Origin of the sequence: Streptococcus oralis subsp. tigurinus (genome assembly GCF_002356415.1) — a bacterium.
GTDB lineage: Bacteria > Bacillota > Bacilli > Lactobacillales > Streptococcaceae > Streptococcus > Streptococcus oralis_F.
Genome location: NZ_AP018338.1, coordinates 1,618,798 through 1,636,740, shown reverse-complemented (window position 1 = coordinate 1,636,740; position 17,943 = coordinate 1,618,798). Strand labels below are relative to the sequence as shown.

The 17,943-nt window shown below is 41.4% G+C and carries 16 protein-coding genes, 1 tRNA gene and 1 riboswitch; of the genes, 14 read left to right on the top strand and 3 right to left on the bottom strand.

Annotation, left to right across the window (positions count from 1 at the left end; translation table 11 throughout):
* Positions 1–8 precede the first annotated feature (8 nt).
* The 5 genes from STO1_RS08335 to STO1_RS08315 all read left to right on the top strand — a co-directional run bounded on the left by STO1_RS08335 (position 9) and on the right by STO1_RS08315 (position 4,058).
* Positions 9–239, top strand: coding sequence for a DUF1146 family protein (locus STO1_RS08335; RefSeq protein ID WP_080568240.1), 231 nt, complete (start codon positions 9–11; stop codon positions 237–239).
* Positions 240–262: 23 nt separating this feature from the next.
* Positions 263–1,546: a UDP-N-acetylglucosamine 1-carboxyvinyltransferase gene (gene murA, locus STO1_RS08330; protein WP_033585515.1), complete on the top strand. Its 1,284-nt coding sequence runs from the start codon at positions 263–265 to the stop codon at positions 1,544–1,546.
* Entirely contained in the window at positions 1,533–1,727 is a 195-nt protein-coding gene (locus STO1_RS08325; RefSeq protein WP_000739701.1) for a DNA-directed RNA polymerase subunit beta, read from the top strand. The genes murA and STO1_RS08325 overlap by 14 nt, the downstream gene beginning before the upstream one ends.
* Before the next feature lie 40 nt (positions 1,728–1,767).
* The gene (locus STO1_RS08320; RefSeq protein ID WP_096422794.1) at positions 1,768–2,601 is read left to right on the top strand and encodes a DNA/RNA non-specific endonuclease; all 834 of its coding nucleotides are present in this window, start codon (positions 1,768–1,770) and stop codon (positions 2,599–2,601) included.
* A 125-nt stretch (positions 2,602–2,726) separates the two neighbouring features.
* Positions 2,727–4,058, top strand: coding sequence for a hemolysin family protein (locus STO1_RS08315; protein ID WP_000390009.1), 1,332 nt, complete (start codon positions 2,727–2,729; stop codon positions 4,056–4,058).
* A 150-nt stretch (positions 4,059–4,208) separates the two neighbouring features.
* Here STO1_RS08315 and STO1_RS08310 read toward each other — a convergent pair.
* Positions 4,209–4,279: transfer RNA gene (locus STO1_RS08310), tRNA-Cys, on the bottom strand.
* A 306-nt stretch (positions 4,280–4,585) separates the two neighbouring features.
* Between STO1_RS08310 and STO1_RS08305 the strand changes: the two genes are divergently transcribed.
* The 5 genes from STO1_RS08305 to STO1_RS08285 all read left to right on the top strand — a co-directional run bounded on the left by STO1_RS08305 (position 4,586) and on the right by STO1_RS08285 (position 11,067).
* The gene (locus STO1_RS08305) at positions 4,586–6,562 is read left to right on the top strand and encodes a peptide ABC transporter substrate-binding protein (RefSeq protein WP_096422792.1); all 1,977 of its coding nucleotides are present in this window, start codon (positions 4,586–4,588) and stop codon (positions 6,560–6,562) included.
* Between the two features lie 66 nt (positions 6,563–6,628).
* Positions 6,629–8,125 carry an ABC transporter permease gene (locus STO1_RS08300; protein WP_000759887.1) on the top strand — a complete coding sequence of 499 codons (1,497 nt, stop codon included), beginning with the start codon at positions 6,629–6,631 and terminating at the stop codon, positions 8,123–8,125.
* The gene (gene oppC, locus STO1_RS08295; RefSeq protein WP_000103693.1) at positions 8,125–9,051 is read left to right on the top strand and encodes an oligopeptide ABC transporter permease OppC; all 927 of its coding nucleotides are present in this window, start codon (positions 8,125–8,127) and stop codon (positions 9,049–9,051) included. The genes STO1_RS08300 and oppC overlap by 1 nt, the downstream gene beginning before the upstream one ends.
* 8 nt (positions 9,052–9,059) lie before the next feature.
* Positions 9,060–10,127 (top strand): ABC transporter ATP-binding protein, encoded by a 1,068-nt coding sequence (locus tag STO1_RS08290; protein ID WP_000159803.1) that lies wholly within the window; start codon positions 9,060–9,062, stop codon positions 10,125–10,127.
* Positions 10,128–10,137: 10 nt separating this feature from the next.
* The gene (locus STO1_RS08285) at positions 10,138–11,067 is read left to right on the top strand and encodes an ATP-binding cassette domain-containing protein (RefSeq protein WP_001291314.1); all 930 of its coding nucleotides are present in this window, start codon (positions 10,138–10,140) and stop codon (positions 11,065–11,067) included.
* Between the two features lie 88 nt (positions 11,068–11,155).
* Here the strand turns inward: STO1_RS08285 and STO1_RS08280 are convergent, their stop codons facing one another.
* Both STO1_RS08280 and trkA read right to left on the bottom strand, forming a co-directional pair.
* Complete coding sequence (locus tag STO1_RS08280) at positions 11,156–12,595, bottom strand: TrkH family potassium uptake protein (RefSeq protein ID WP_001043439.1); 1,440 nt, start codon at positions 12,593–12,595, stop codon at positions 11,156–11,158.
* A 3-nt stretch (positions 12,596–12,598) separates the two neighbouring features.
* A complete protein-coding gene (gene trkA / locus STO1_RS08275) occupies positions 12,599–13,948 on the bottom strand; it encodes a Trk system potassium transporter TrkA (RefSeq protein ID WP_000706803.1) in 1,350 nt (449 codons plus the stop codon).
* 402 nt (positions 13,949–14,350) lie between these two features.
* Between trkA and STO1_RS08270 the strand changes: the two genes are divergently transcribed.
* The 4 genes from STO1_RS08270 to pheS all read left to right on the top strand — a co-directional run bounded on the left by STO1_RS08270 (position 14,351) and on the right by pheS (position 17,895).
* On the top strand, positions 14,351–14,854 hold the full coding sequence (locus STO1_RS08270; RefSeq protein WP_000181354.1) for a tRNA (cytidine(34)-2'-O)-methyltransferase: 504 nt from the start codon (positions 14,351–14,353) through the stop codon (positions 14,852–14,854).
* A gap of 40 nt (positions 14,855–14,894) precedes the next feature.
* A riboswitch (FMN riboswitch) is annotated at positions 14,895–15,112 on the top strand.
* 153 nt (positions 15,113–15,265) lie between these two features.
* Positions 15,266–15,829, top strand: a complete 564-nt coding sequence (locus STO1_RS08265) for an ECF transporter S component (protein ID WP_000185817.1) — start codon at positions 15,266–15,268, stop codon at positions 15,827–15,829.
* On the top strand, positions 15,819–16,469 hold the full coding sequence (locus STO1_RS08260) for a phosphatase PAP2 family protein (protein WP_002876867.1): 651 nt from the start codon (positions 15,819–15,821) through the stop codon (positions 16,467–16,469). Before STO1_RS08265 ends, STO1_RS08260 begins: the two co-directional genes overlap by 11 nt.
* A gap of 379 nt (positions 16,470–16,848) precedes the next feature.
* Entirely contained in the window at positions 16,849–17,895 is a 1,047-nt protein-coding gene (gene pheS, locus STO1_RS08255) for a phenylalanine--tRNA ligase subunit alpha (protein WP_000103747.1), read from the top strand.
* Positions 17,896–17,943 lie beyond the last annotated feature (48 nt).

Here is a 17,943-nt window from a genome sequence, read left to right as displayed (position 1 = left end):
ATAGTCAAATGGTTCAATTATTATTCACTCTAAGTAGTCATCTACTCTTTATTTATTTGAGTTTTTACCTTTTGAAGGATCTTGTGAGATGGGAAAAGGTTTTAAAAGTAACCGCTACTAACACAAAAAAGGTTCGTTTGTTGGTCGGCTTCTTTAGTATTGTGATGGGCTACATCTTGAGTTCATTCTTTATCAGTTTGTACCAACTGTGGCAAGAAGCGCTTAGAGGACTATTATAAAATCAAAAGTAAAGGAAACAACTATGGAAAAAATTGTGGTTCAAGGCGGAGATAATCGTCTGGTCGGGAGTGTGACGATCGAGGGAGCAAAGAATGCAGTCTTGCCCTTGTTGGCAGCGACTATTCTAGCAAGCAAGGGGAAGACAGTCTTGCAGAACGTCCCAATCTTGTCAGATGTTTTCACCATGAATCAAGTGGTTCGAGGTCTGAATGCCAAGGTGGACTTTGATGAGGAAGCTCATGTTGTCGAGGTCGATGCGACTGGTGATATCACTGAGGAAGCTCCATACAAGTATGTCAGCAAGATGCGTGCATCCATCGTTGTCTTGGGACCAATCCTTGCTCGTGTAGGCCATGCCAAAGTTTCTATGCCAGGGGGATGTACCATCGGGAGTCGTCCCATCGACCTTCACCTCAAAGGTTTGGAAGCTATGGGGGCAAAGATTACCCAGACAGCTGGTTACATCGAAGCCAAGGCAGAACGCCTGCATGGCGCTCATATCTACATGGACTTTCCTAGTGTCGGCGCAACACAAAACTTGATGATGGCAGCAACTCTAGCTGATGGTGTGACAGTGATTGAAAATGCTGCGCGTGAGCCAGAAATTGTTGATCTCGCTATCTTCCTTAATGAAATGGGAGCCAAGGTCAAGGGGGCTGGTACCGAAACCATCACAGTGACTGGTGTCGAGAACCTCCATGGTACGACTCATACTGTAGTACAGGACCGTATTGAAGCTGGAACCTTTATGGTAGCCGCAGCCATGACAGGTGGGGATGTTCTCGTTCGTGATGCAGTCTGGGAGCATAATCGTCCCTTGATTTCAAAACTACTTGAGATGGGTGTTGAAGTGACAGAGGAGTCAGAAGGTATTCGTGTTCGTTCTCAACTTGAAAATCTCAAGGCTGTTCATGTAAAAACCTTACCACATCCAGGATTCCCAACAGATATGCAGGCGCAATTTACAGCTCTGATGACAGTCGCAAAAGGGGAATCCACCATGGTGGAAACGGTGTTTGAGAATCGCTTCCAACACTTAGAGGAAATGCGCCGTATGGGCTTGCATTCAGAGATTATCCGTGACACAGCTCGTATTGTAGGGGGGCAGGCTTTGCAAGGGGCAGAAGTTCTATCAACGGATCTTCGCGCTAGTGCTGCCTTGATTTTGACAGGTCTGGTGGCGCAGGGAGAAACAGTTGTTGGTAAGTTAGTCCACCTTGATAGGGGTTACTACCGTTTCCATGAGAAATTGGCTCAGCTAGGAGCGAAGATTCAGCGAATCGAGGCGAATGATGAAGAAGAATAAAAACTTACGCTATGTACTCCGTCGTTTACTGTTGATTTTTATCGTCCTACTGCTTGGCTTTCTGGCTTTAGGAATCGGCTTAATGGTTGGCTATGGTATCCTAGGAAAGGGACAGGATCCATGGGCGATTTTGTCTCCAGCAAAGTGGCAGGAATTGATTAGCAAATTTACAGGAAATTAGACTGGGAGACCAGTCTTTTTCTAAAGAAACAAGGAGAAAAATGAACAAAAAAACAAGACAGACTTTGATAGGGTTACTTCTATTTTTACTCTTGGCTGCGGGAAGCTATTATATCAAGCAGATGCAGTCGGCACCAAATAGCCCTAGAACGAAGGTTAGTCAGAAAAAACAAGCTTCAGAAGCTCCCAGTCAGGAGCTGGCTAAAAGTGTCTTAACTGAGTCAATCAAAAACCAAATCAAGGGGGAGCTCGAGTGGAATGGAGCAGGAGCCTTTGTTGTCAATGGCAATAAAACCAATCTAGATGCCAAGGTTTCTAGTAAACCCTATGCGGATAATAAGACAAAGATAGTTGGAAAAGAAACAGTCCCAACTGTTGCCAATGCCATCTTATCCAAAGCGACTCGGCAATATAAGAATCGTGAAGAGACTGGGAATGGCTCCACCTCTTGGACGCCACCAGGATGGCATCAGGTTAAGAATCTAAAGGGAGCCTATACACATGCAGTTGATAGAGGACACCTGCTGGGCTATGCCTTGATAGGTGGTTTGGATGGTTTTGATGCCTCTACCAGCAACCCCAAGAACATTGCAGTCCAGACAGCTTGGGCGAACCAAGCGCAGGCTGAGGATTCGACAGGTCAGAACTACTATGAGAGTTTGGTCAGAAAAGCCTTAGACCAAAACAAGAGGGTCCGTTACCGCGTGACACTCCACTATGCGACAAATGAGGATCTAGTTCCATCTGCTTCACAAATTGAAGCCAAATCTTCGGATGGCGAATTGGAGTTCAACGTGCTAATCCCCAATGTTCAAAAGGGAATCCAGCTTGATTACCGAACAGGTCAAGTAACGGTGACAGATCAGAAACAATAGATACAATAAAACAGTTCCTTTGTCTTCTAGAGGCAGGGGAGTTGTAGTTTAAATGAAAAATAATGTGAATCCTGAAGAATTTTATGATATAATGAAACACAAGATACTATTTTAGGAGAAGGACTATGGAAGACCCGAGCAGTCAGCATTTGTTGCTACAGTTTGTATTATTATTTATCTTGACCTTGTTAAATGCTTTTTTCTCAGCCACTGAGATGGCAATGGTGTCACTAAACCGTTCCCGAGTAGAACAAAAGGCAGAAGAGGGAGACAAACGTTACATCCGTTTGTTAAAGGTACTTGAAAATCCTAACCACTTTTTATCAACGATTCAAGTTGGTATCACGTTAATTACCATCTTGTCTGGGGCCAGTTTAGCGGAGACTCTAGGACGCGAAATTGCATCTTGGATAGGGAACAGTGAAACAGCTTCCGCTATTGCAAGTTTTCTATCTTTAGCGTTTTTGACCTATATTTCCATTGTTTTTGGGGAACTTTATCCCAAGAGAATTGCTCTAAATCTGAAAGATACCTTAGCTATCCGAACAGCGCCAGTTATTATTGGTTTGGGGAAAATTGTCAGTCCCTTTGTTTGGCTCCTATCAGCCTCGACTAATCTATTGAGCCGTGTGACGCCAATGACCTTTGATGATGCTGATGAAAAGATGACACGTGATGAAATAGAGTACATGCTCACTAATAGTGAAGAAACACTGGATGCAGATGAGATTGAAATGTTACAGGGAGTCTTTTCTTTAGATGAACTAATGGCTCGTGAGGTAATGGTGCCCCGAACAGATGCCTTTATGGTGGATATTCAGGATGACAGTCAAACGATTATCGAGAGTATTTTAAAGCAAAATTTCTCACGTATCCCTGTTTATGATGGTGATAAGGATAATGTGATTGGTTTGATTCACACCAAGCGCTTGTTGAATGCCGCTTTTGTGGATGGTTTTGACAATATTGTCTGGAAACGAATTCTCCAAACGCCACTATTTGTGCCTGAGACTATCTTTGTGGACGATCTTCTTAAAGAACTTCGAAATACCCAAAATCAAATGGCCATCTTACTAGATGAATACGGTGGAATGGCTGGTTTGGTAACTCTGGAAGACCTCTTAGAAGAAATTGTTGGTGAGATTGATGATGAGACTGACAAGGCTGAAATTGAAGTCCATCAAATAGGAGAAGATACCTATATCGTTCAAGGTACCATGAATCTTAATGATTTTAATGACTACTTTGATGTGGAACTAGAAAGTGATGATGTTGATACCATCGCCGGTTATTATTTGACGGGTGTGGGAATGATTCCAACGACTGAAAAACTCAGTTATGAATTGGTCAGCCAAAACAAACAAATCATCCTAACCAATGACAAGGTGAAAAACGGACGTGTTACCAAGGTAAAAGTCCAAATCACTGAAATAGAGACTGAAGAAGAAACAGAATAAAGCAGTGACTTGAGTCACTGCTTTATATTTTCGCCCAATCCGCCCCAAAAGTTTTTCAAAGTTATCCGTATTTATCCGAAGAAAAAAATAAAAAAGCCCGATTTTACGGGCTTTTTTATTCGGTTAATTCCTGTTAATTCAGGTACTGAAAGGCGGTAGACGGATTTGAACCGACGATCAAGCTTTTGCAGAGCCGTGCCTTACCACTTGGCTATACCGCCTCAACGTTTATTATTATACCTTGAAAATCATTTCCCGTCAATAGTTTCTTATTCTAAAATCCAATTTAAGAAGATAGATTATGTCATGTGAAGAAAAAAGGGAAAAGCAACTTGTAAAAATGAAGCTTACAGAGCTAGACAAATTAATTTTCTTTTCTTATAAATACAAATAAAGAATGGGGAAATTCTGACAAAGAGAAGTTTTTTGTAGATATACGCCTAAATATTCTGAAAATTCGTTTACTTTTTAGAAGATATATGTTATAATTTCCAATAAGCCTAAATTTTTCAAGAGGAGTTATATACATGAAAAAAAGCAGAGTATTGGTTGCAGCAGGGGTTGCCTTATTAGCGACTGGCGTACTAGCTGCCTGCGGTTCTAAATCATCTGATTCAACGGCGCCAAAAAATTATGGTTATATCTATTCAGCTGACCCAGAAACATTGGATTACCTCATTTCAGGGAAACAAAGTACTAAGATTGCCACTTCAAATGGCATTGATGGTCTCTTCACAAATGACAAATATGGGAATTTGACTCCCGCAGTTGCGGAAGACTGGTCAGTCTCAAAAGATGGTTTGACTTATACCTACAAAATCCGTAAAGGTGTTAAATGGATGACATCTGATGGAGAAGAGTACGCTGAAGTAACAGCTAAAGATTTCGTAAATGGTTTGAAACACGCAGCAGATAAGAAATCCGAAGCTCTATATCTAGCAGAAACTTCTGTTAAAGGATTGTCTGATTATTTGTCTGGAAATTCAAAAGACTTTTCTACGGTAGGTGTGAAGGCAGTTGATGATTATACTCTTGAGTATACCTTGAACCAACCAGAACCGTATTGGAACTCTAAGATGGCTTATTCAATCTTCTGGCCATTGAACGAAGATTTTGAAAAATCAAAAGGATCAGATTTTGCCAAAGCAACAGATCCTACGTCCTTGCTTTATAATGGTCCGTTCTTGCTAAAAGGTTTGACTACTAAATCTTCTATCGAATTTGCTAAGAATGAGCAGTACTGGGATAAGGATAATGTTCACCTTGATAAAGTTACCCTTGCTTTCTATGATGGGTCAGACCAAGAGTCCATTGAACGTAACTTTACAAGTGGAGCATACAGCTATGCTCGCCTTTTCCCAACAAGTTCAAACTATTCTAAAGTAGCAGAAAGCTATAAGGATAACATCTTCTACACTCCATCAGGACCAGGGATTGCTGGTTTGGGTGTGAATATTGACCGTCAAGGTTACAAATACACTTCTAAGACAACTGATGAAGAGAAGACTTCTACTAAGAAAGCTCTTCTTAACAAGGATTTCCGTCAGGCTTTGAACTTTGCCTTTGACCGTACTTCTTACTCAGCACAAATCAATGGTAAAGAAGGTGCTCCTCTTGCAGTTCGTAACCTCTTTGTGAAACCAGGTTTTGTCTCTGCAGGTGAAAAAACTTTCGGTGACTTGGTAACTGAAAAGATGGCTACTTATGGTGATGAGTGGAAGAATGTAAACTTTGCGGATGGTCAAGATGGACTCTTCAACGCCGATAAAGCCAAAGCCGAATTTGCCAAAGCTAAAACTGCATTGGAAGCAGAAGGTGTGAAATTCCCTATCCACTTGGATATTCCAGTAGACCAAACATCTAAAAACTATATCGCACGTATCCAATCTTTCAAACAATCAGTTGAAACAGTACTTGGCGAAGGCAATGTAGTCATTGATATCCAACAAGTTTCTAAAGATGAGTTGAACAATATCACTTACTATGCTGCAAGCGCTGCGGCAGAAGATTGGGATCTCTCAGGAGCAGTTGGGTGGAACCCAGACTATGAAGATCCATCAACTTACCTTGATATCTTGAAAACAACTAATAGCGAGCAAACAAAAACATATATGGGTTACGACGATCCAGCAAATGCAGCAGCTGCACAAGTTGGTTTGAAAGAATACGATAAGTTAGTTGATGAAGCTGCTAAAGAAACTGACGATTTGAATGTTCGTTATGAAAAATACGCGGCTGCTCAAGCTTGGTTGACAGATAGCTCACTCTTCTTGCCAGCTATGTCATCAAGTGGTGCTGCACCATTCATTTCTCGTGTTGTACCATTCTCTGCATCATACAGCCAGTCTGGAGATAAGAGCTCAGATGTATACTTCAAGTATATTCAGTTGCAAGACAAGGTTGTAACGAAAGCTGATTACGAACAAGCTCGTGAGAAATGGCTCAAAGAGAAAAAAGAATCAAACGAAAAAGTTCAAAAAGAATTGACGAATCACGTTAAATAAATAACTCTCAAGAGAACTTTCTCTCCATGAGGAGAAGGTTCTTTTGGGATTTTAAAAGGAAACGATATGAAAAAATATATTTTTATGCGTGTCTTGCGCTCATTGTTGTCTATTTTCTTGGTGACAACCTTGACCTACACGATTATCTATACGATGGTTCCTCGGAAACTGATTTTCAAGCAGGATACCAACTACAACAAGATTGCAACAACTCCAGATAAGCGGGATAATTATGAGAATACCGTTTATGAACGTATGGGCTATATCGAGTACTACGATACCAAGGAGTTGCAAGAAAAAGCTAGCACGATGGACTCATCTGTAACAGTAGATGCCAATGATACCAATAAGGCAATCTACGAAAAATACATCAACCAACTCGGTAATGGTTGGACGTTAGGTGTCTTTTCAGAGAGTGGTCAGTTCTATGCTACGCGTGAAATTCCGATTTTTGAACGTGTTTTCAAATTCTATGCGAACTTACTTGATATTGATCATACAAACAAGATTCAAGACCCTGAAAATCCAAACTTGGAACGTTATCTTCGTTTTGAAAATGACCCTGCTATCGGTTGGTCATTGGTTGGTTCAGGTACCAAACATAAATACCTTTTGTATTTCAACAATCAATTCCCGTTTGTACACCAAAACTTTGTGAACATTAACTTGGGTGACTCTTACCCAACTTATGCGAACACGCCAGTGCTTCAAGTTATCACACAAGGTCAAGGACAAACTAAGACATCAGAAGTTCAATTCCCTACTGGTAAAAAGACTTCGTCTGTAGATATTTACTCTCGTACCTACAAATCTCCAAGTCAAGCAGATGCGCGTGAAATAGCTAACTATGGTAAAGACGATCCATATACAGCTACAGAAAGTAACTACCAATATCCATCTATGATTGCAAGCTCAGCTGTTGCTGGTTTGATTGGTTTGATTATTTCTTATGCTATTGCGATTCCTCTTGGATCTGCTATGGCTCGCCACAAGAATACTTGGATTGACAGCTTCTCAACAGGTGTTCTAACCTTCTTGCTTGCACTTCCAACGATTGCCTTGGTTTATATCGTTCGCTTGATTGGATCATCTATTGGTCTGCCTGACTCATTCCCTATCTTGGGGGCTGGAGATTGGCGTTCCTATGTCTTGCCAGCAGTCATTCTAGGTTTGCTGGGAGCACCAAGTACAGCAATCTGGATTCGTCGTTACATGATTGACTTGCAATCTCAGGACTTTGTCCGTTTTGCTCGTGCAAAAGGTTTATCTGAAAAAGAAATCTCAAATAAACACGTCTTTAAAAATGCCATGGTTCCTTTGGTTTCAGGTATTCCAGGTGCCGTAATCGGGGTTATTGGTGGTGCAACATTGACAGAAACAGTCTTCGCCTTCCCAGGTATGGGTAAAATGTTGATTGACTCTGTTAAGGCATCAAATAACTCAATGGTAGTTGGTCTCGTCTTCATCTTTACATGTATTTCTATCTTCTCACTCTTTGTAGGAGATATCTGGATGACTATGCTTGACCCACGTATTAAATTGACAGAGAAAGGAGGCAAATAATGTCAACAATTGATAAAGAAAAATTTCAGTTCGTAAAACGTGATGATTTTGCCTCTGAAACGATTGATGCTCCTGCCTACTCTTACTGGGGCTCTGTATTTAGACAGTTTTTAAAGAAAAAATCAACAGTCATTATGCTAGGAATTTTGGTTGCCATTATCTTGATGAGCTTTATTTACCCAATGTTCTCAGATTTTGACTTCAACGATGTAAGTAAGGTCAATGACTTTAGTGCTCGTTTTATCAAGCCCAATGCTGAACATTGGTTTGGTACAGATAGTAATGGTAAATCCTTGTTTGACGGGGTTTGGTTTGGTGCGCGTAATTCAATTCTTATCTCTGTAATTGCCACTTTTATTAACCTTGTAATTGGGGTTATTGTTGGTGGAATTTGGGGGATTTCCAAATCTGTTGACCGCGTCATGATGGAAGTTTATAACATTATTTCAAACATTCCATCTCTCTTGATTGTTATCGTCTTGACTTACTCAATTGGTGCTGGTTTCTGGAATTTGATCTTCGCTATGAGTGTGACGACTTGGATCGGTATTGCTTATTCAATTCGTATTCAAATCATGCGTTACCGTGACTTGGAATACAACCTTGCTTCTCAAACACTTGGAACACCAACCTTTAAAATCATCGTTAAAAATATCATGCCACAATTGGTATCTGTTATTGTTTCTACGATGACCTTGATGTTGCCAAGCTTTATCTCTTATGAGGCATTCCTTTCTTTCTTTGGATTGGGATTGCCTGTAACAGTGCCAAGTTTGGGACGTTTGATCTCAGATTACTCACAAAACGTTACGACCAACGCGTACTTGTTCTGGATTCCATTGACAACCTTGATTTTGGTATCCCTATCTCTATTCGTTGTTGGTCAGAACTTAGCGGATGCTAGTGATCCACGTACACATAGATAGGAGTAGACATGACAAAAGAAAGTAATGTAATTTTGACTGCTCGCGATATCGTCGTGGAATTTGACGTTCGTGACAAAGTTCTAACAGCTATCAGAGGCGTTTCTCTAGAACTGATTGAAGGAGAAGTTCTTGCCTTGGTAGGTGAGTCTGGTTCTGGTAAATCTGTATTAACAAAAACCTTTACAGGGATGTTAGAAGATAATGGACGCATTGCCCAAGGAAGCATCGACTATCGTGGACAAGACTTGACAGCCTTGACTTCGAACAAAGAATGGGAGAAAATCCGTGGTGCTAAAATTGCGACCATCTTCCAAGACCCAATGACAAGTTTGGACCCAATCAATACAATCGGTAGCCAAATCACAGAAGTTATCGTTAAACACCAAGGGAAAACAGCTAAGGAAGCCAAAGAAATGGCAATCGACTATATGAACAAGGTCGGAATTCCAGACGCTGAAAAACGTTTTGACGAGTATCCTTTCCAATATTCTGGAGGGATGCGCCAACGTATCGTTATTGCCATTGCCCTTGCGTGTCGTCCAGATATCTTGATCTGTGATGAGCCAACAACGGCCCTTGACGTAACCATTCAAGCGCAAATCATTGATTTGCTTAAAACTTTGCAAAATGAGTACCACTTCACCATTATCTTTATCACCCATGACCTTGGTGTGGTAGCAAGTATTGCGGACAAGGTAGCGGTTATGTATGCTGGTGAAATTGTAGAATATGGTACTGTTGAGGAAGTCTTCTACGACCCACGTCATCCATATACTTGGAGTCTCTTGTCTAGCTTGCCACAGCTCGCTGATGATAAAGGGGAATTGTACTCTATCCCAGGAACACCGCCGTCTCTTTATACGGAGTTGAAAGGTGATGCCTTTGCCCTTCGTTCAGATTATGCGATGCAAATTGACTTTGAACAGAAAGCACCTCAGTTTTCAGTCACTGATACTCACTGGGCTAAGACTTGGTTGCTTCATGAGAATGCTCCTAAGGTTGAAAAACCAGAAATCATCGCAGATTTACATGATAAAATTCGTGATAAAATGGGCTTTGCTCATCTAGAAGACTAGGAGGAAGGAAATGTCTGAAAAATTAGTAGAAATTAAAGATTTAGAAATTTCCTTCGGTGAAGGAAGTAAGAAGTTTGTTGCCGTTAAAAACGCTAACTTCTTTATCAACAAGGGAGAAACTTTCTCTCTCGTTGGTGAATCTGGTAGTGGGAAAACGACGATTGGTCGTGCCATTATTGGTTTGAATAATACTAGTAAAGGTGAAATCATCTTTGACGGTCATAAGATCAATGGGAAAAAATCTCATAAGGAATCTTCAGAGTTGATCCGCCGTATCCAGATGATTTTCCAAGACCCTGCAGCCAGCTTAAATGAACGTGCGACAGTTGACTATATCATCTCTGAAGGTCTTTACAACTACCACTTGTTCAAAGATGAAGAAGAGCGAAAAGAAAAAGTTCAAAAGATGATTCATGAAGTTGGTCTTTTGAAAGAGCACTTGACCCGTTACCCACACGAGTTTTCTGGTGGTCAACGTCAACGTATTGGGATTGCCCGTGCTCTTGTGATGGAACCTGATTTCGTTATTGCGGATGAGCCAATTTCAGCCTTGGACGTGTCTGTTCGTGCGCAAGTCTTGAACTTGCTCAAGAAGTTTCAAAAAGAATTGGGCTTGACCTATCTCTTTATCGCGCATGACTTGTCAGTTGTTCGCTTTATCTCAGATCGTATCGCAGTTATCTATAAGGGTGTTATCGTTGAAGTAGCGGAGACAGAGGAGTTGTTTAACAATCCGGTTCATCCGTACACTCAAGCGCTTCTATCTGCTGTACCGATTCCAGATCCAATCTTGGAACGTAAGAAGGTCTTGAAAGTCTATGACCCTAGCCAACATGACTATGAGACAGACAAACCATCTATGGTGGAAATTCGTCCAGGTCACTATGTTTGGGCTAATCAAGCGGAAGTTGCTCGCTACAAAGAAGCACTTAAAAAATAAACAGATTAGGAGAGGACCGAAAGGTCTTCTCATTTTTAATAGAAAAATTCCCCTTTCACTAGCTTGTAAAAGGGGAGTTTTATTGTGATTAGCGTTTGGACCAGGTACGTTTCATAAAGAGAAGCAAAATGGGATAAATCTCTAGACGACCTGCAATCATTGCAAATGAGAGAAGTATTTTAGAGATGGGACTAAAGATAGCAAAACTAGAAGTTGTACCTAGAATAGGTCCGATGTTATTGAAACAACTGAAGACAGCACTGGTAACAACTAGAAAATCATTGTTATCTAGACTGACAATGAAGATAAGTGACAGTAAAATCATCACATAAATGACAAAATATTTTAGGACCTTGTGCTGGGTATCCTTATCAATCACAGTTTTATTGACATGTAGAGTCAATACGCGATGAGGAGATAAGATGGACAAGATCTGATTTTTTGCAATTTTTGAAAGGATGAGCCCTCTGATAACTTTGAGTCCACCTGCGGTTGATCCAGCAGATCCACCGATTCCCATGAGGAAGAGGAGGATAAATTGGGAGAAGAGGGGCCAGTTGGTGATATCTCCATAACCAAAACCAGTTGTTGTGATGATATTGGAAACCTGAAAGAGGGCCATTTCAAAGCTCTTAGAGACACCTTGGTAGAGATGGAGCGTATTGAGCGTAATCAAGCCGGTAGAAACTAGGACAATGATTACATACGTGCGAAGTTCTTCATCTCCAAAGAAAGCCTTAACCCGACGGAGCATAAGGTAATAGTAGAGATTGAAGTTAACCCCAAAAACCAGAACCCCGATACTGACGAGATAGGTGATGAGTGAGCTGCCGTAGTGGGCAATTCCGTCGTTATAGACGGTGAAGCCTCCGGTTCCTGCCGTTCCCATAGCGATGACAAAGCTATCAAATAGGGGCATACCAGCTAGATAGTAGATGACTACAAAAAGTGAGAAGAGCCCTAAATAAAGCAGATAGAGAATCTGGGCGGTATTTTTCAGTTTGGATACAACCTTACCGAAGACAGGCCCAGGGACCTCAGCCTTCATCACCTCTAAGTGACTATTCTTGGCATTGTCCATAATGGCAAGCGCGAAGACGAGTACCCCCATCCCTCCAATCAAGTGAGTAAAACTTCGCCAGAAGAGGAGGGAACGGCTGAGAACTGAGACATCTGTCAGAATGGTCGCTCCTGTAGTTGTAAAACCAGAACTGATTTCAAAGAAGGCATCGATGACGCTTGGGATTTGTCCTGAAAAGACAAAGGGAAGTGCTCCAAAGAAAGACCATAGAATCCAACAGAGGGCGACGATTAAGACTCCCTCCTTAGTATAAATTCGCTGATTTTTGGGTTTCCGTAAAATTCCCAAGCTACCAAGAAGTATTAAAATTCCAATTGTTGTAAAGAGAGCTGTAAATACTTGGCTAGATTCTTGATAATAGGTTGCTACGCTAACGGGTACTAGGAGGAGAACCGCCTCAATCAAGAGAAGTTTTGAGAGGAGGTAACGAATCATACTTTTATTCATCTTTTACCTCTCAATCAGATCATAAATCTTGGTGATATTTGGTAGTAAAGTCGTCACGAGTAACTGATCTCCTACCTCAAGTCTATCCTCTCCAGTAGGGAAGATTGTTTTTCCTTTTCGGATAATGGCTGCGATGAGAACCCCTTTTTTCAATTTCAACTGTGAAAGAGGTTTGGCAGTCATTTTATTAGCTTCCTTGATTTGGAATTGAAGAGTTTCAATTTGACCGTTTGCTAGATGGTGCATGGCTTGAAGGTCTGAGTATTGGGCGTTTACTCGACCACGGATAAAGTGCATAATGGTATCCACTGCAATGCTTTTGGGTGTGATGATACTTGAAAAATCAGGTGCATGGATAATCTCTAAAAGGCTAGTTCGATTCACCTTGGTGATATTCTTATGGACACCAACACGGTCTAAGAACATAGAGGTAATGATGTTTTCCTCATCAACCCCAGTCAAAGTTGCAACTGCATCATAGTTGGGAGCACTTTCCTCAAGCAAGATATCTTTGGCAGTTCCATCTCCCTGTACGATATAGAGATTTGGAAATTTTTCACTGAAGAGACGAGCTCTCTCAGGATTAATCTCGATAACTTTAGTGTCAATACGGCTATCTTTTAAAATGCCAAGTAGGTAATAAGCAATTTTTCCAGCACCAACGATGAGCAAGCTTTTCACTGCACGTGATTTGAAATAGTTATGGAAGAGCATCATATCCACACGATTCCCAGTAACAAAAATCCTATCTCTGTCCTGAATGGTGATATCACCGCTCGGAATCATAAGTTGATGGTCTCGTTCCATAGCGCAGACAATGATATTGCCAAATTTTTTACGAAAATCTGAGATTGGCATTTGACAGAGACCACTGGAATCTTTGACAACAAACTCCATCAGGTTGACCCGTCCCCCTGAGAACCGCTCAACTGAGAGTGCATTCGGGAAATCAATGATATTTGAGATAGCACGGGCGGCTAGGAGTTCTGGGTTAACGATAAGTGAGAATCCAAGAATATTTTTCTCTTTGAAATAGGCATTGGAGTATTCAGGATTTCGCACTCGAACGATGGTTTCTTTAGCGCCCATTTTTTTAGCAAGTACTGCTGAAATCATATTCACTTCATCGTGTTCCGTTAGAGCAATAAAGATATCACACTCTTGAACGCCGGCTTGCTCTAAGATAGCAAAGTCTGCTCCATTTCCAAGGAGTCCCATGATATCAAAGCGACTGACAATATGATCGAGAACAGCCTCATCTTGTTCGATGAGGACAACGTCGTGTTTTTCTGCAACCAGTGAACGACAGAGGGCGAAACCGACTTTCCCTCCACCAACAAGGACAATTTTCATATAAAAACCCTACTTTTTCATGATGTAACTATCATACCCTTTTTTCGCAAAAAATGCACTTACCAAGCCATTTTAGAGGATAAGAAAAGACTTTTTGTAAGTTTTCAAAGATAAAATTGCTCACCTTTCATAGAAATGTCTATTATATGAAGTGATTTCGCTCATTTAATATCCTTTCTCAGAAAAAGAATGACTAAGTATGGAAATATTATCAAAAAAAGTAAAAAAATCAAGTCGTTTCTATTGACAATGATTCTGAAAGTGTTATACTAAGAAAGCAGCTTCGCTGATTTACTTCAAACCTGTTGTGAGGTAAGTTAACGATGCCTTAACCACGCTGTTTGCTGAGCTTGACTCCGGGCAGTGTGGCTATTTTTTTGCAATGGTGAAAGGAAGCAAGTCATGACAAATCACATTGTATTATTTGAACCTCAGATTCCACAAAATACAGGTAACATTGCGCGTACTTGCGCTGCGACCAATTCTCCCCTTCACATCATCAAACCGATGGGATTTCCTATTGATGATCGCAAGATGAAGCGAGCTGGATTAGATTATTGGGATAAGTTAGATATTTATTTTTATGACAGCTTGGAAGATTTCATGTCTCAGATGAAGGGAAAACTCTATCTGATTTCGAAATTTGCTGAGAAGGTGTATTCTGAGGTAGATTTATCGACTGACGAGGACCATTATTTTCTCTTTGGACGTGAAGACAAGGGCTTGCCTGAGGACTTTATGCGAGAACATCCTGAGAAAGCACTCCGTATTCCTATGAACGATGAACACGTCCGCAGTCTCAATGTTTCGAATACCGTCTGCATGATTGTATATGAGGCTCTTCGCCAGCAGAATTTTGCAGGTCTTGATCTTGTTCACACCTATGAAGCAGATAAATTGAAATAATCAAAATGCTTGCACTTGCAAGCGTTTTTTGTTATGATTAAAGGGTCTTCAGGGCTGGGTGAGATTCCCGACCGGCGGTGACCTTAACTAGCTATTTTGGCTTACTCTTCGTTGTCTTGTCTCGATATACTCAAGTATTATCTTCGACTGCGACGCCTAGATTAATCCAAAATATCTTAGTTAAAGAAGTCCGCGAGCGCAAGCTGATGTGGTGCGATTCCACAACCGACAGTATAGTCTGGATGGGAGAAGACGAAAGAATAGCTTTGTCTGTTCTGATGAGTTTATAGATGAATTGCAACCGCTTGCTCAAAAGAGTGAGAGGGAGCTTTTGGGATATAAAAAGTGAGAATAGATAGAGGGATCCTTTCCAACTTCTTCTGATTTTATAGAAAATTGGAGGAACCTGTTATGACAAACACACGTCGACTTTCGACCATTGCGATTTTATCAGCCATTTCATTTGTGCTGATGTACTTTGACTTTCCGCTCTTGCCAGCGGCGGCCTTCCTCAAGATCGAGTTTAGTATCTTGCCAGTCCTTGTGGGCTTGGTGGTGATGGATTTGCCAGCTGCACTAGGAATCCTCTTGCTTCGCTCACTCTTGAAGTTGCTTCTGAATAGCCAGGGCGTGAATACCTACATTGGTTTGCCAATGAATATCGTAGCCTTGGGAGTTTTTGTTATCGCCTTTGGTTTGATTTGGAAAAAGGAACGTAGCACTCTTCGTTTCCTACTAGCATCTCTAGCGGGAACTATTGGATTGACTGCTGCTATGTTGGTTCTCAACTATGTTTATGCGGTTCCTTTGTACGCGCAGTTTGCCAACTTTGATATTGGAAAAATTTTGGGACTTTCCAACTACCTAATGACCATGGTTTTACCTTTTAACTTGATTGAGGGTGTAATCTTTGCCGTTTCATTCTGGTTGCTGTATGTCCTCTTAAAACCAACCTTAAAATATTATGAGAGATAAACAAACATTTTTAATGAAGGGCAGTTTTGCCCTTTTACTTTTCGTCCTTCTTGGCTATATGGTTAAATTCTATCCTGAAACGTTGGTCGGTTTTGATCAACCGATTCAGACTGCCCTTCGTGGAGACTTGCCAAATTATTTGACAGTTCTGTTCCGTGCCCTTACGCATTTGATTGATATCCCGGTGATTATCACCTGGGTTGCCATCGCAGCCTTTATCTTTTATCGTAAGCAGTGGAAGATAGAAAGCTTCTTCATGGCGGGAAATCTAGCAATAGCTGGTCTTTTAATCGTGTCCTTTAAAAATATCTACCAGCGCCCACGACCAGCTATCTTACATCTAGTCGAGGAGAAGGGATTTTCCTTCCCAAGTGGGCATTCTCTGGCAGTGACGCTGATGGTAGGGACTTTGATTGTTATCCTTAGTCAGCGAATTAAAAATCCAGTCTGGAGAAAAATCGTGCAAATCGTCCTTGGCCTCTACCTAGTCAGTGTGCTGCTATCTCGGGTCTATCTGGGAGTTCACTACCCATCAGATGTTCTTGCCAGTCTCTGTGTGGGCTTGGGAGTCTTGTTTATCGAATTTCCTTTCTATGACAAGCTTCGCTTCCAATGGCGATTTAAAGGCAAGCAGAAGTGAGTATCGAATTCCCTTGAGGAGAAAGAAATGAAAAGGAAAGCAGATGAAACAGGCCCTACAAATAGATAGTGCATTGCGTCTTGTTCCTTTTTATATTGAAATTAGTCTGGTCTAACTTGTTTTTTAACTAAAAATTTGATAAACTATGTAGTAATCGAATAGAAATCCGCAAGACTAGTAACTCAAGGGAAGTATATCAGGGAGGAGAGCCAGGACTGCAAGCTCTCTATATGAAAGCTGAGTGAATTCACTTGCGCATGGATTTAGAAATGAAGGTCTGACTTGTCAGATGAAACGGATGGTACCGCGTGTCAACGCTCCGAGTGGAGTTTTTGGCATGTGGTTTTCTTTTTATCTACGAGCGACTGATGGAGGAATTATGTCAACTATTGAAGAACAATTAAAAGCGCTTCGCGAAGAAACGCTGGCTAGCTTGAAGCAGATTACTGCTGAAAATGAAAAAGAGATGCAAGAATTACGTGTCTCTGTCCTTGGTAAAAAAGGGTCGCTTACTGAAATCCTTAAAGGGATGAAGGATGTATCGGCTGAAATGCGCCCTGTCATCGGGAAACACGTTAATGAAGCTCGTGATGTCTTGACAGCAGCCTTTGAGGAAACAGCGAAACTCTTGGAAGAAAAGAAAGTCGCAGCTCAACTTGCTAGTGAGAGCATCGATGTAACACTTCCAGGTCGTCCTGTTGCGGTTGGTCACCGTCATGTTCTTACACAAACCAGTGAAGAAATCGAAGATATTTTTATCGGGATGGGTTACCAAGTAGTGGATGGTTTTGAAGTGGAGCAAGACTACTATAACTTCGAGCGTATGAACCTTCCAAAAGATCACCCAGCTCGCGATATGCAGGATACTTTCTACATCACAGAAGAAATCTTACTCCGTACTCACACGTCTCCAGTTCAGGCGCGTGCTATGGACGCCCATGATTTTTCAAAAGGTCCTTTGAAAATGATCTCACCTGGGCGTGTATTCCGTCGTGATACGGACGATGCGACCCACAGTCACCAGTTCCACCAAATCGAAGGCTTGGTTGTTGGGAAGAACATTTCTATGGCAGATCTTCAAGGAACCCTTCAATTGATCGTTCAAAAAATGTTTGGTGAAGAGCGTCAGATTCGTCTGCGTCCATCCTATTTCCCATTCACAGAGCCATCTGTCGAGGTGGATGTTTCTTGCTTTAAGTGTGGTGGAGAAGGCTGTAACGTATGTAAGAAAACAGGTTGGATCGAGATTATGGGTGCTGGTATGGTTCACCCACGTGTCCTTGAGATGAGTGGTATTGATGCAACTGTTTACTCTGGTTTTGCCTTTGGTCTTGGTCAAGAGCGTGTAGCTATGCTCCGCTACGGAATCAACGATATTCGTGGATTCTACCAAGGGGATGTCCGCTTCTCAGAACAGTTTAAATAAGATTGAAACCTGAAACACAGTCCTATACAGTCCTAGTCATTTTCTCTC

What these genes read in the sequence shown, in the direction of transcription:
- STO1_RS08300 (WP_000759887.1), top strand. Translation starts at nt 6,629, where the DNA reads ATGAAAAAATATATTTTTATGCGTGTCTTGCGCTCATTGTTGTCTATT.
- STO1_RS08335 (WP_080568240.1), top strand. Translation starts at nt 9, where the DNA reads ATGGTTCAATTATTATTCACTCTAAGTAGTCATCTACTCTTTATTTAT.
- STO1_RS08320 (WP_096422794.1), top strand. Translation starts at nt 1,768, where the DNA reads ATGAACAAAAAAACAAGACAGACTTTGATAGGGTTACTTCTATTTTTA.
- STO1_RS08270 (WP_000181354.1), top strand. Translation starts at nt 14,351, where the DNA reads ATGACAAATCACATTGTATTATTTGAACCTCAGATTCCACAAAATACA.
- STO1_RS08265 (WP_000185817.1), top strand. Translation starts at nt 15,266, where the DNA reads ATGACAAACACACGTCGACTTTCGACCATTGCGATTTTATCAGCCATT.
- STO1_RS08285 (WP_001291314.1), top strand. Translation starts at nt 10,138, where the DNA reads ATGTCTGAAAAATTAGTAGAAATTAAAGATTTAGAAATTTCCTTCGGT.
- STO1_RS08280 (WP_001043439.1), bottom strand. Translation starts at nt 12,595, where the DNA reads ATGAATAAAAGTATGATTCGTTACCTCCTCTCAAAACTTCTCTTGATT.
- STO1_RS08290 (WP_000159803.1), top strand. Translation starts at nt 9,060, where the DNA reads ATGACAAAAGAAAGTAATGTAATTTTGACTGCTCGCGATATCGTCGTG.
- STO1_RS08260 (WP_002876867.1), top strand. Translation starts at nt 15,819, where the DNA reads ATGAGAGATAAACAAACATTTTTAATGAAGGGCAGTTTTGCCCTTTTA.
- oppC (WP_000103693.1), top strand. Translation starts at nt 8,125, where the DNA reads ATGTCAACAATTGATAAAGAAAAATTTCAGTTCGTAAAACGTGATGAT.
- STO1_RS08325 (WP_000739701.1), top strand. Translation starts at nt 1,533, where the DNA reads ATGAAGAAGAATAAAAACTTACGCTATGTACTCCGTCGTTTACTGTTG.
- STO1_RS08315 (WP_000390009.1), top strand. Translation starts at nt 2,727, where the DNA reads ATGGAAGACCCGAGCAGTCAGCATTTGTTGCTACAGTTTGTATTATTA.
- STO1_RS08305 (WP_096422792.1), top strand. Translation starts at nt 4,586, where the DNA reads ATGAAAAAAAGCAGAGTATTGGTTGCAGCAGGGGTTGCCTTATTAGCG.
- murA (WP_033585515.1), top strand. Translation starts at nt 263, where the DNA reads ATGGAAAAAATTGTGGTTCAAGGCGGAGATAATCGTCTGGTCGGGAGT.
- pheS (WP_000103747.1), top strand. Translation starts at nt 16,849, where the DNA reads ATGTCAACTATTGAAGAACAATTAAAAGCGCTTCGCGAAGAAACGCTG.
- trkA (WP_000706803.1), bottom strand. Translation starts at nt 13,948, where the DNA reads ATGAAAATTGTCCTTGTTGGTGGAGGGAAAGTCGGTTTCGCCCTCTGT.